The organism is Diaphorobacter sp. HDW4A, assembly GCF_011305995.1.
Taxonomy (GTDB): domain Bacteria; phylum Pseudomonadota; class Gammaproteobacteria; order Burkholderiales; family Burkholderiaceae_C; genus Diaphorobacter_A.
On sequence record NZ_CP049910.1, the window covers coordinates 6,214,597 to 6,227,857 of the forward strand.

8 protein-coding genes are annotated in these 13,261 nt (G+C 57.5%); 6 read left to right on the forward strand and 2 right to left on the reverse strand.

Annotation, left to right across the window (positions count from 1 at the left end; genetic code table 11):
• Positions 1-63 precede the first annotated feature (63 nt).
• The 3 genes from G7047_RS28250 to G7047_RS28260 are packed head-to-tail and all read left to right on the forward strand — an operon-like array spanning position 64 to position 6,235.
• Positions 64-1,551 carry a class I SAM-dependent DNA methyltransferase gene (locus G7047_RS28250; RefSeq protein WP_166311607.1) on the forward strand — a complete coding sequence of 496 codons (1,488 nt, stop codon included), beginning with the start codon at positions 64-66 and terminating at the stop codon, positions 1,549-1,551.
• Positions 1,544-2,725, forward strand: a complete 1,182-nt coding sequence (locus G7047_RS28255; protein ID WP_166311608.1) for a restriction endonuclease subunit S — start codon at positions 1,544-1,546, stop codon at positions 2,723-2,725. Before G7047_RS28250 ends, G7047_RS28255 begins: the two co-directional genes overlap by 8 nt.
• 15 nt (positions 2,726-2,740) lie before the next feature.
• The gene (locus G7047_RS28260; RefSeq protein WP_166311609.1) at positions 2,741-6,235 is read left to right on the forward strand and encodes a DEAD/DEAH box helicase family protein; all 3,495 of its coding nucleotides are present in this window, start codon (positions 2,741-2,743) and stop codon (positions 6,233-6,235) included.
• 12 nt (positions 6,236-6,247) lie between these two features.
• Here G7047_RS28260 and G7047_RS28265 read toward each other — a convergent pair whose 3' ends face one another.
• Positions 6,248-6,934 carry a recombinase family protein gene (locus G7047_RS28265; protein WP_166311610.1) on the reverse strand — a complete coding sequence of 229 codons (687 nt, stop codon included), beginning with the start codon at positions 6,932-6,934 and terminating at the stop codon, positions 6,248-6,250.
• A gap of 309 nt (positions 6,935-7,243) precedes the next feature.
• Here G7047_RS28265 and G7047_RS28270 point away from each other — a divergent pair, with 309 nt between their 5' ends.
• On the forward strand, positions 7,244-8,275 hold the full coding sequence (locus G7047_RS28270; protein WP_166311611.1) for a hypothetical protein: 1,032 nt from the start codon (positions 7,244-7,246) through the stop codon (positions 8,273-8,275).
• 600 nt (positions 8,276-8,875) lie between these two features.
• Here G7047_RS28270 and G7047_RS28275 read toward each other — a convergent pair.
• The gene (locus G7047_RS28275; protein WP_166311612.1) at positions 8,876-10,054 is read right to left on the reverse strand and encodes a tyrosine-type recombinase/integrase; all 1,179 of its coding nucleotides are present in this window, start codon (positions 10,052-10,054) and stop codon (positions 8,876-8,878) included.
• A 165-nt stretch (positions 10,055-10,219) separates the two neighbouring features.
• On the opposite strand from G7047_RS28275, the gene ychF reads away from it, so the two are divergent.
• The gene (gene ychF, locus G7047_RS28280; RefSeq protein WP_166311613.1) at positions 10,220-11,314 is read left to right on the forward strand and encodes a redox-regulated ATPase YchF; all 1,095 of its coding nucleotides are present in this window, start codon (positions 10,220-10,222) and stop codon (positions 11,312-11,314) included.
• A gap of 120 nt (positions 11,315-11,434) precedes the next feature.
• Positions 11,435-13,186, forward strand: coding sequence for a dipeptidase (locus G7047_RS28285; protein WP_166311614.1), 1,752 nt, complete (start codon positions 11,435-11,437; stop codon positions 13,184-13,186).
• The last annotated feature ends 75 nt before the right edge of the window (positions 13,187-13,261 follow it).

Sequence of the window (13,261 nt, forward strand, 5' to 3'; positions counted from 1 at the left end):
CTTCCTCCGGGCGCCCCGGTTAAGTTCAAGTAGTGCGCCTTGCAGGGGAAGTGCCCTTGCAAAATGATCACTGGAACCATCAAACATCAAGTAGACCGCATCTGGGACGCATTCTGGTCCGGCGGTATCTCTAACCCCATCGAAGTGATTGAGCAGCTCACCTATTTGCTGTTCATCAAGCGACTGGACGATCTTCAGACCCTTAAGGAGAAAAAGGCTAACCGCATTGGTAAGCCTGTTGATAGCCCCATCTACCCCCCGGCACAGCGCCATCTGCGTTGGTCTGTGTTCAAGGACATGGGCGACGCATCGGCAATGTATGAAACCGTGGCGGACGAGGTTTTCCCGTTCATTCGCAACCTCGGCGGAGCAGGCGATGACTCCACCTACGCCAGGCACATGAAGGATGCGCGCTTCACCATTCCCAACGCCGGTTTGCTGGCCAAGGTGGTGGATATGGTGAACGACATCCCCATGGACGACCGCGACACCAAGGGCGATCTGTACGAATACATGCTCGGCAAGATCGCCACTGCCGGCCAGAACGGCCAGTTCCGTACGCCGCGCCATATCATCAAACTCATGGTGGACATGATGGCTCCCACGCCGTCTGACGCGATCTGCGACCCCGCATGCGGCACGGCGGGCTTTCTGGTAGCTGCTGCCGAGTATCTGCAAGATCACCACGCGCAGGCCATCCACAAAGACGCCAAATCAACGCGGCGCTTCAACGAAGAGACCTTCTTCGGCTTCGATTTCGACAGCACCATGCTGCGCATCGGGTCCATGAACATGCTGCTGCACGGCGTGGAAAACCCGCGCATAGAAAACCGCGATTCGCTTAGCGAAGGGCACTCCGGTGTGTCCGAAGAGTTCAGCCTGATTCTGGCGAACCCACCGTTTGCGGGTAGTCTCGACGACGAGAGTGTGGCCAGCGACTTGCAGGCCATTGTTAAGACCAGGAAGACCGAGCTGCTGTTCGTTGCGCTATTCCTGCGCTTGATGAAGAACGGCGGACGCGCTGCGGTTATCGTGCCGGATGGCGTGCTCTTTGGCTCCAGCAAGGCCCACAAGGCGCTGCGCCAGATGCTGGTGGAAGAGCACAAACTCGATGGCATCGTCTCCATGCCGTCCGGCGTGTTCAAGCCGTATGCGGGTGTTTCGACCGCGATTCTGCTGTTCACCAAGACCAGCAGCGGCGGCACGGATGGTGTCTGGTTCTACGACATGCAGGCTGATGGCTTCAGTCTGGACGACAAGCGCAATGTGCTGCCTGACGGACATGACAACAACAATCTGCCGGATGTGCTGGCGCGCTGGGCTGAGCGCAATGGTTCAGAGAAGCAACGTGCGCGTATTGATCAAAGCTTTGTGGTGCCCAAGGCGGATATCGCGGCGAATGGGTATGACCTGTCGATCAATCGCTATAAGGAAGTGGTGCACGCAGCGGTGGAGTATGAATCGCCGCAGAAGATATTGGCGGATTTGAAGGTGCTGGAGAAGGAGATTTTGGCGGGGGTGGAGGAGCTTGAGGGGATGCTCAGTGCCTAAACTTGTCGATTGCGCGCTGATTAATCCAAAGTTCGATAAAGCTTTGGCAAGCAAAGGAGAGCTTGCAAGTTTTGTCCCTATGGCGGCTGTTTCGGCGGAAACGGGTTCCATCGTTGAGCATGAGGTCAGAGAAATAGACGGTTTGTTGAAAGGATTCACACCTTTCCAGCCCGAAGATGTTTTGGTTGCAAAGATCACGCCTTGCTTTGAGAACGGCAAAATTGCGCATGCCAATATTGAGCGCCGGTTTGGCTTCGGCTCTACGGAGTTTCATGTGGTGCGCGCCGACACCCAGAAACTGGATGAACGATATCTTTTTCACTTCCTGCGACAGCCACGAATCCGTGTCGAGGGAGAAAAGAGAATGACAGGTAGTGGTGGCCAGCGACGGGTTCCGAAGGCTTATCTGGAGCAACTGGACATACCTCTGCCTACACTTTCCGATCAACGCCGCATCGCCGACGTTCTGGACAAGGCTGACGCTCTGCGTGCCAAGCGCCGCGAAGCCATCGCCAAGCTTGATCAACTGCTGCATGCGGTGTTTTTGGAGATGTTTGGGGATCCGGTTTTCAATCCCAAGAAATGGCCCGTTGTACGTGTGGGTGACCAGTTCTCAGATTTTGTTGGCGGTAAGAATATGGAGTGCCCAGACACAAGCGCATCCCCATACCGCATTCTGAAAGTTAGCGCCGTAACAAAGACTGTTTACGCGCCGAATGAAAGTAAAGCAGCACCTGAGCACTACGAGCCATCTCAAAATGCCATTGTTCGTAAGGGTGACCTGCTATTCAGCCGCGCAAATACAAGTGAGCTGGTCGCTGCTACTGCTTATGTTTGGGATACGCCCGCGAATATGGTCTTGCCCGACAAAATCTGGCGAATGGTTAAGACTGATGAGGCTATCGTTGAGGATTTATTCGCGTGGGAGCTTTTTAAGAACCGATCCTTTAGGTCTGAGTTGACAAAGAGATCAAGTGGAACGAGCGGATCCATGAAAAATATTGCAAAAGGGAAATTGGTTGAAGTCCTGATGCCATTGCCGCCAAAGGAGCTTCAAAATCGATTTGCAAAATTTAGCGAGTCGTTGCACCGCCAGAAACATGGTCTGATAGAACAGTTTGCAAAACTTGAAATAGCAAATACGAGCTTGGCGTTGAAATTCTTTGGCAATTGAGGGTCACCACAAACCATGTCCAACTTCCAATTCCTCCACCCCGAATTCCGAGCCCTTCTAGAGCCCGCTGTCGGGGCGGAACAATTGGTTCGGTTGGACCCGCGCGCTGCCGTCATGCGCGCCCGGCACGCGCTGGAACGCGTCGTGCTCTGGCTCTACGACAACGACAACAGCCTGTGCATGCCCTACGACAAGGGCCTCAATACGCTGCTGACCCAGCCTGATTTTGCTCGGCTCGTACCTCCGCATGTTTTCGACAAGATGCGGCTGATTCAGCGGCAAGGCAATCAGGCGGTGCATTCGGGTTATGTGATCAATTCGCCCGAGGCCATCGGCATGGTACGCGAGCTGTTTCATGTGCTGTATTGGCTTGCGCGTACCTACACGCGCATGTCGGACCCCAAGCAGATGGTGGCGGTGTGGAATGAGCGCAAGTTGCCCGTGCTGCTCAATGCCGACGAGGCGGTGCAGTTCACCCGCGAAGAACTCAAGCGGCAAGACGAGAAATTCCAGACCCAGTTCGCCGCACGCGCCAAGGAACTAGAAGCGCGTGAAGAGCAACTGAACGCCCAAGCCACCACATTGGCCGAGCGCGAAGCGGCGTTGGCGCGCATCGACGCAGAACTGGCTGAACGCCGTGCCGAACTGGCGCGCGCCAAGGCCGCTGCCATCGCCGTGCCCGATACGCACGACTACAACGAGACCGATACGCGCCACCAGTTCATCGACATACTGCTGCGCGAAGCGGGTTGGGATGCGAGCGTGAACATGGGTGTGGAAGTGGTGGTGCCCGGCATGCCCAATACGCAGGGCGAAGGCGCTGCGGACTATGTGCTTTGGGCGGCAGACGGCAAGCCTGCGGCGGTGGTGGAGGCCAAGCGCACGTTCAAAGACCCGGAGATTGGCCGCCAGCAAGCCAAGTTGTACGCTGACGGACTGGAGGCCAAGTACGGCCAGCGTCCGCTGATCTACTACACCAACGGGCATCGCACTTTCTTCTGGGACGACACCAGCGCGCCTCCGCGCGAAGCGCAGGGCTTTCATACACGCGATGAGCTGGCGCTGATCATCGAGCGCCGCTCGCTCAGGCAAGACCCGCGCGCGCTGGCGATTAATAACGACATCGTCGAGCGCCCGTATCAGCACCGTGCCATTCGCGCCATGCTGGAGGCCATGCAGCAAGGCCGTCGCCGTGGCTTGTTGACCATGGCGACCGGCACCGGTAAGACGCGCATGGCTGTGGCGCTGGTAGATGTGTTGATGCGCGCCAATCTGGTCAAGCGCGTACTGTTTCTGGCGGATCGCAAGGAGCTGGTGCGACAGGCTGCAGGCGCGTTCAAGACTTTTTTGGCAGACAGCAGCCCGGTCAATCTGCTGCTGGACAAGCACGGCCAAGGCCGTGTGTTCGTATCGACTTACCCGACGATGATGGGCTTGATCGATGAGTTGGCGGGCGATCAGGGCCGCGAGCGCCGAAGATACGGCGTGGGCTTTTTCGATCTGGTGATCGTAGACGAGGCGCACCGCAGCGTGTATCAAAAGTACGGCGCGATCTTCCGCTACTTCGACAGCTATCTGGTGGGCCTCACGGCTACGCCGCGCGATGAGGTGGATCGCGATACCTATCACCTGTTCGGCCTGGAAACCGGCGTGCCGACGGACGCCTACGGGCTGGACGAAGCCGTGGCGGGCGGCTATCTGGTGCCGCCCAAGGCGTATGACGTACCGCTCAAGTTCGTGCGTGAGGGCATCAAGTACGACGAGCTTTCTGACGAAGAAAAAGAGCGCTGGGAGAGCACCGAATGGGGCGACCGTGCGGACGACGATGGTGACGCGCCGGACGAGATTTCGGCCAGCGAGATCAACAAGCAGCTGTTCAACGAAAGCACCGTGGATTTGATGCTCAAGCACCTGATGGAGAACGGCCTTAAGGTGGATGGCGGCGACAAGCTGGGCAAGACCATCATCTTTGCCGTGAACCAGAAGCATGCAGACTTCATCGCGCAGCGCTTTGATCATCACTATCCGCGACTCAAAGGCGACTTTGCGCGCGTGATCACGCATGCGGTGACCTACGCGCACACGCTGATCGACGATTTCAAGAGCCCGGAAAAGACGCCGCAGATCGCGATTTCCGTGGATATGCTGGACACGGGTATCGACGTGCCCGAAGTGTTGAATCTGGTGTACTTCAAAGCCGTGCGATCGAAGGTGAAGTTCCTGCAGATGATTGGTCGCGGCACGCGGCTGTGCAAGGATTTGTTCGGGCCAGGGCAGGACAAATCGGAATTTGCGATCTTCGATTACTGCGGCAATTTCGAGTACTTCAATGAGCACCCGGATGGCAGCAAATCGAGCGTGGCGGAGCCCCTCGGCAAGCGTTTGTTCAAGTCGCGCATCGATTTGCTGGTGCTGCTCAATGAGCGCAACACCGAATTGATGGTTGCAGAGCCGCGAGTGAAGTACGGAGATATCGACGAACCGCAAAGCGACGCTGAAGTGAAGTTCGATCTGCTCAAGCAATTGCATGGCGAAGTTGCGGCGATGAATCAGGATAATTTCATCGTCCGCACGGAGTTGGAGCATGTCACCCGGTTTGCAGATGCCAAGGCGTGGGTGCAGATGTCACATTCCGCGTTTGCCGATCTGCGCAACCATGTGGCTGGCCTGCCGTCGGAGCAAGAGGGCGAGCACATCACCGCGCGTCTCTTCGATCTGCTGTGCGTGAATCTGCAACTGGCACTGATCCGTCAAACCAGCGATTGGCCCAAGCTGCAAATTCGTGTGATGGAAATCGCGGCCGATCTGGAGACCATGCAAGCGGTTCCTTCAATCAAGAACGAGTTGCCCTTGATTCAGGATGTGCAGAGCGAGGAATACTGGAAAGACATCACCCTGCCCATGCTGGAGCGCATGCGGTGCCGGCTGCGTGGTCTGGTGAAGTTCATTGAGCGCAAATCCATCGACGTGGTCTATACCGTGTTGCAAGATGAGATGGGCGAGACAACGCCCGTGGAGCTCAAGGAGTACAGCACGGGTATCAATCTCGCGCAGTACCGCCGGAAGGTGGAGGCCTTTATCCGTGCCAACGAGAACCATTTGGCTATTGCCAAACTCAAACATGCACGACCGCTTACCTCGACAGATTTGCAGCAACTAGAGCTGTTTTTCTTTAGCGCCCCCGAAGTGGGTGGTAGAGAGCGCTTCACCGAAACTTATGGGGAACAGTCGCTGCCTCGGTTCATTCGCTCGCTCGTGGGGCTGGACCGAGTTTCTGCGATGGATGCGTTTGCTCGCTTCCTTGATGGCTCGCGCTATAGCAGCCAGCAGATTCGGTTTGTGGAAATGATCATCGATCGGCTGACCGCTAGTGGCGAGATGGAGCCGGGGCAGCTATACGAACCGCCTTTTACCGCGATTCATCAGCATGGTTTGGACGGAGCCTTCGGCGATGCTGATGCGAATGCGGTGGTCGAGATCGTAAATGAGTTAAATCGACTGGCGGCCTGACAGGGCGTCAGTTCAGATTGTTTCGGTCGCTTCTATGCGAGCCAAGAGCCGCTGCACCTGTCCAAGTCGCCAATTGCCGCCCGCAGGTGCCTTGACGCCAGCCGTGTTCAGTTCAGCGACCATCGCCCTCTGGGTGAGGTGTCGAGCCTTGAAACCTGCAACCAGCCCTGATAGGCGGGCGGCGAAGGCATCAGCCACTTTCTGACGCTCCCGGGTGTGCTGGCGCAGATTTTGAGGCCCACTTGCACCCAACACTACGCCGCGTGCCTTGGCAGCCACTAGCGCCGCCCGGGTGCGTTCGCTGATCTGGTCACGCTCCCATTCGCTCATCACGGCGTGCATCTGGATCATGACCTTGTTGGCATGCGGCATGTCTGCGGCGACGAAGTCCACCCCGGTTTCAATCAGACCCGACACGAAGTGCACGTTGCGGGCAAGACGATCCAGCTTGGCGATGAGTAGGGTTGCGCCAGTCTTGCGGCAACGCTCTAGTGCCATGCGCAGTTGTGGGCGTTTGTCGAGTGCGTTGCTACCCTTTCCTGTCTCGACCTCAACAAACTCCTCTGTGACTGTTCTGGCGCTTTCTGAGAGGTGAGCCATCACACAGGCCCGCTGGGCGTCCAGACCCAGCCCAGATGCTCCTTGCCGCTGGGTGCTCACGCGGTAGTAGGCGATGAACTTCTGGGACTGCTGAGACATGGGTGACCTCCGGGTACTGACTACATGAAAGGACGTTCGTCCTGTGTGTATCCGAAGCCTATCGGACCGCCTGCGCGGCGTGAAGGAGGTTCCTTAGCCGATGTGGAAAGTTATCGAATTGTTGGAATGTCGAGGATGCGTCTCCCTATAGTGAATTTGCGGTCGGACTGATCTTCAGTAGATGGCCAGCCGCAGGAACCGGGGCGGTTTGTCGGTCTCGGGGTGTTTGGACTTACGTGATGGGAAATTGAAATGGACGCGGAAACTACAAGCAACATTCTGAGGTATCAAGAGGTAGGGTCGAATTGCATGGACCCACCACTCGATTTGAGGGAGTGGCCTGACAGGGATTCGGGGCTGGAGGCATTGCTTGAAGAGCTGGCGTCAACTGAAGAACCTGCACCCTCACCGGTGAGTGAGGTGAATAAGCCAGTCGCAGTTGTTTCGGTCATAGACAGCCGAATGTCGCCTGTGTCGCGTTCGTCTTCGGTTGGAACTTCCGGTGGCAAGGACAATCCTCGTGCGGTGCATGTACCAACGGTAGCTAGCGAGCCGGGATGCGTACTCGCAAGGTGTTCCGTTGATCAGTTTCCGTTGTGTGGTCTTGTTGATGGCTTATCCGCCGATGAAGACGCGCTGGGGATGTTGAAAAGCCTGTGCGGGCAAATTCGTGCTGGAATCGACTACAGGAAAATTCGTCTGGAAATATGCATTCAGTCCATTCGCTTGAACTTGGCTGGAACAATTGCTCCTGCTTTCCGTCCTGCGGTAAAGGGCGCGGGGGACTTCAACGATCCGATACATCGGCTTATTCATAGGGATCGTCAAGTCGTTGATCTTCACTGGTGCTACTCACGACGTATGGAGTTCTCGCCTACTGAGATCCAGTACACCGCACTGTTTGAAGATTGCGAAAGTTTTGATTTTCAAAGCGCGTGGGAGCTGTCCGGAAAGAAATGGTCCAAGGACTTCCGGGCCACGGAGGCGCTGTGTCTCACCCCATTTCAACAATGCCAGTTGGTGGTGCTGCGATCCGAAGAGTTGGTAAAGCGGGAGAAAGCACTTGACGAAGGTCGGCGGGGCCGTGGTGGGGCGGGTCACAGCAAGCGATCAATTGCAAAGCGCGTCATTGCCGAATGGGCGGAGTCAAATCGCCGCATAGCACCCCATCGGCGAGATTACGAACTTCTGTGGCTCGCTCGTGAACTTCTTGCCTCGGCAGCGACCATGAAGTCGATTGCGCAGCTTCATGCGCTCATGTGCGGGGGTGATCCACTTGACCCCAAGACGGTTAGCGACAAGATGAAAAAGCTAGATCGGTGCCTTGCAGGGCTGTCATAAGTCTACGAGGTGCTTGGTCGTCGGGGTGATATACGGGGAGCTCCGGGGGAGGTTAGCCATGGAGACGTTCAGTATCTATGCGGCTTCCGGGGCAACTCTCCATGCCCAAAATCTCCATAGAGAAGAGAACAGAGAACGAAAGCTGTAGATTGAAATTCAAATGGTGAAATATGAAAACTGAAGAAGATAAAAGAGGGACGCCGTCAAATCGATAACCTTTCAATTCCCATCCTAATTTTCATAATGGTGGAGCTCCGGAGTGATTCCAAATTCGGGTGCCTCTCATCAGGTATTGAGTCGTCCGGAAGCCGTTCAGTTCGACGCAGCCAATTCGGCAACCTTGCACCCCCTATCTGGATCGACCCGGGAGTGAAGGCCTCGATGCCGTTTTTTTCCAAGTTGCCAACGGCTCTATAAGAAATCCTGACTTCTGACACGCATCCCGGGTGTTTAAAAACCAGCTTGCTCCTATAGGGGTAGATAAACGCAAGATTTGCGCAATCCCGGGCGTTCGTTGTCTCTGGGGCGCAAGTTTTCAGGTAGCGTGTTCTCCCTCTGTGAAAGTCAATATTTATTCGGTATGACGTCAAGGAAAAAGCGTCATTTTTGAACCTCACACGCAATGCCAGTGGCGATCCCGGGTGCGATGCCAAGCAGTCTCTGCAGGTCCTGCTGAATGAGCTCCAGCGGTTGTGAGACGTCCTGTATTGAAAGCTGCACATAGTGCCGATGCAGGACATCGGATTTCGCGGGCGTGTGATTCAAGATGCGCCGCAGTGCTGCATCACCGACTCCCAGACGCTCTCCCACGGTTGCCAGCAACTTGCGAAGGTCATGCATCATGAAGGTGGGTGCGCCAGCCCGGGATGCCATCTGCGCGAGATGACCTGCAGACACTCCCGAGAATAACGCTTCGCAAGGCGCAGACTCTTCGCAACGTCTATCCAGAATCTCTCGCATCACGAGCGTGATGGGCAGGGTGTGGGGCTTGCCGTTCTTGGTCTCAGGAATGCGCAGAACGCCCTTGGTGAGGTCGATCTGGTCGCGACGCAGGTCACCTACCTCGTTGCGTCGCAAGCCCGTGTAGAGCGCCAGATAGAGAAAGTCACGCTGTGCGCCCGGGAGCTGGTCAATGCCGAGCCGCCAAGCGGGCAAATCACCTTCCTGGAGCACACGGGAGCGGGGCTGGGAACGGGCGGGCATCAACCCGGCGGCCGCAAGCTTGGTGAACGGGCTGGCGATCTGGATGTCATGGACCGCACCGATGTACTTGAGCAGCGCGCCCCACAGGCCGCGAGTGAGCTCGACCAATGCAGCTCCTTTGCTACCTGCAAACGTATTGCAATGGCTGAAAAAGCGCGGGTCTTGCAAGGCAGTAACGGGCAGGGTGATCCACTCCGAGAAATGAGTCCGAATGAGCGACTCATAGCGCCTGCGGCTGGACTCCTTGATGCTTTTGGCGGCGCAGTAGTCAGCGAGCACTTGTGAAAGTAATGGCGCGATCTTGGTATCGCGCGGGGGCAGGTATGGGCGACGCCCTGCGCGGCACTCCCGGAGGATCTCTAGCGCCCGGGAGCGGGCCTCCTCAACGCTCATCAGGGGCCAGTATCCAAGATTCATGCGGAACTGCTTCCCTGCCACACTGGTCGCAACCCGGAAGGTGCGCTTGCGTGCGTTCATGCGAATGCAGAAGCCGCTCAGCATGCGGTCACGCAGGATTGTCCCGTCCGTAAGGCCAGAGCGCAGCAGCAGGGATTCGGTGATCAGTACAATTGGCATTAGTTTCCCCAGGCAAAACGAGGACAACGTCCTCTTGAAGTCCGACACATTCCCCCTTGAGCTGACGCCCTGCCGTCCGGGGAGAATGGGCGCGGATCGGGCACTTCCACGACGCCGGTGTTCGGCTCGATGGTGCATAAGGGGTTGATTTACAAAGGAATTTCCATGAGCCTCAAATGCGGCATCGTGGGCCTGCCCAATGTGGGCAAGTCCACTCTTTTCAACGCGCTGACGAAGGCTGGCATTGCCGCCGAGAACTATCCGTTCTGCACCATCGAGCCGAATACCGGCGTGGTGGAAGTGCCCGATCCGCGTCTGAAGGATCTGGCGAAGATCGTTGAGCCCGAGCGTGTCGTGCCCGCAATCGTTGAATTTGTGGACATCGCAGGTCTGGTGGCCGGCGCGTCCAAGGGTGAAGGCTTGGGCAACCAGTTCCTCGCGCACATCCGCGAAACCGACGCCATCGTCAATGTGGTGCGCTGCTTCGAAGACCCGAATGTGATTCACGTGGCCAACAAGGTCGATCCGATTGCCGACATCGAAGTCATCCAGACCGAGCTGTGCCTGGCCGATCTCGCGACCGTCGAAAAGGCGATCAACCGCTACAGCAAGGCCGCCAAGTCGGGCAACGACAAGGAAGCTGCCAAGCTGGTGTCGATGCTGATCCCGATTCAGGCTGCGCTCGACCAGGGCAGGCCAGCACGCTCGGTGCCGGTCAGCAAGGAAGACCTGCCGCTGCTCAAGTCGTTCTGTTTGATCACGGCCAAGCCTGCGATGTTCGTCGGCAACGTGTCGGAAGACGGTTTCGAGAACAACCCGCTGCTCGATCAACTGAAAGCCTACGCGGCTGCGCAGGGCGCTCCGGTGGTGGCGATCTGCGCCAAGATCGAGGCTGAGATGTCCGAAATGGGCGACGAAGACCGCGACATGTTCCTGAGCGAAATGGGCCTGGAAGAGCCTGGCCTGAACCGCCTGATCCGCGCCGGTTTCACGCTGTTGGGCCTGCAGACTTACTTCACCGCGGGCGTGAAGGAAGTGCGCGCATGGACCATTCACGTGGGCGACACGGCTCCGCAAGCCGCTGGTGTGATCCACGGTGATTTCGAACGCGGCTTCATCCGCGCACAGACCATCGCGTTTGACGATTTCATCCAATACAAGGGTGAACAAGGCGCGAAGGACGCGGGCAAGATGCGCGCGGAAGGCAAGGAATACGTCGTCAAGGATGGCGATGTGATGAACTTCCTGTTCAACGTCTAAGTACAACGCTGCTGATTCAACGCCAGCACCCGCCGTTCGCGGCGGGTGCTGGCTTTTTTTGTGCGTGGCGTGGCGCAAAGCAGCTATTCTTTCGGCTTCTCAAAATGGAGGCATCCGAACATGAAGCCGCAATTTCGACGCTGCGCCCTTGCCCTGAGCATCACTCTGGGTCTGGCCGTGATGGCACCCTCGGTCACCCACGCCGACACTCTCAAGAAACCCGCGCTCGATGCGATGGCATCGCAGCCTGCCGCAAGCAGTTTTAACGAGTTTCTGAAGAAAGCTGCCGCGCAGAATCCATCCGTGGCATCTGCGGTGCAGAGCTACACGAGCGGCAAGCCGCTGCTGGGCGACGAGCTGACCAACATCGCGCGCCTGCTGGGCCTGTACACCCGCATGACGCAGGAGAGCAAGGTGCTTTCGAGCATCGAGCAGATGGTGGAGCTGCCCACGGTGCGCGATCCCAAGATTCCGCCGCACGAGAACAAGGCGATCATCGAGTTCGGTCAGTTGGTCGAGAAGATGAGCAAGGACTTCGGCCTGCAGTTCCGCAACGTGGACAACCGCATCTTCGAGGTGACGCTGCCCGGCACGAGCGGTGAGGAATTCGGCATCCTGACGCACTCCGATGTAGTGCCGGTGGTGCCTGCGGAATGGGTGGTCGACGGCAAGCAGATCGATCCGTTCAAGGTCACGCGCATCGGCGACAGACTCTATGGGCGCGGCACGATTGACGACAAAGGCTCCATCGCCACGGTGCTGTTCGCGATGAAGGCGGTGAAGGATGCGAAACTGCCGCTGGCGCGCAGCATCCGCCTGATGATCGAGACCACCGAAGAGACCGGTGGCGATGCGATGAAGTACTACCGCGAGAAGACGAAATTGCCCGAGTACAACATCGTGCTCGACAGCAAATATCCCGCCGTGGTGGCGGAAAAGGGCACGGGCGCGATCAAGGCGTTCTTTGCTGAGGTGAAGACTGACGCGCAGCAACCGGTCATCACGGCGATGGCGGGTGCGGCGTCTTCTAACGCGATTGCACAGACCGCTACCGCCAGCATCGAGGCAGGCGATGCGTCGGCGTTGGCTGCTATTGCACAGAAGCTGCAAAGCGCGAAAGATGGCTATGTCGATGCTCACCAGAAGCTTGGCAAGTTCAGCATCGACATCGTGTCGACGGCCAACAAGATCGATATCAAAGTGACCGGCGCATCGGCCCATGGCTCGCGTCCCGAAGAGGGTGTGAATCCGGTGCCCCGCCTTGCGCTGTTCATTCAGCAGGCGCTGCTGGCAGATGGTGGCAAGCCGCTTGTGCAGACCAACCAGTACGCCGAGGCGGTGCGCTACATCAACGGCGTCTACGGTCTCGACTATTTCGGCAACGCGCTCAAGCTTGCTTATGCGGACGATTTCATGGGGCCGTTGACCATCTCGCCCAACTTCATCAAGCCCGGCAACGGTCAGCTGGAGGTCACTGCGAATGCACGCATGCCACGCGGCAAGTCGCCGGAGCAACTGAAAGCTGAAGTGGAAAAGGGCATTGCCGATTGGAGCGCTGCCGCCAAGGTGCCCGTGAAGATCGACTACACGCAAGGCAACTGGATGGCGCGCGATCCCAAGGGGGCATGGCTGTCCACGTTGCTCAACATCTTCGGTGACACCACGGGACTGGATGCCAAGCCAGTGCCCACCGCTGGCAGCACGACGGCCAAGCTGATGCCTAACGCGATCAACTTCGGCCCCGCGATGCCCGGCAAGAAATACACGGCGCACAACGCGCTCGAGTATCAGGAATTGCCGGATCTGCGAACCGATATCCAGATGTTCACCGAGATGCTGGTGCGCATTGGCAATCTGCAGCAGATGCAGTAAATGTCATGCACGGCAAGCTGAGCGCTTTCAACGAATTGAGAGGCGAGGCCCGGTTGAGCGCCCTCACCCTTCCAA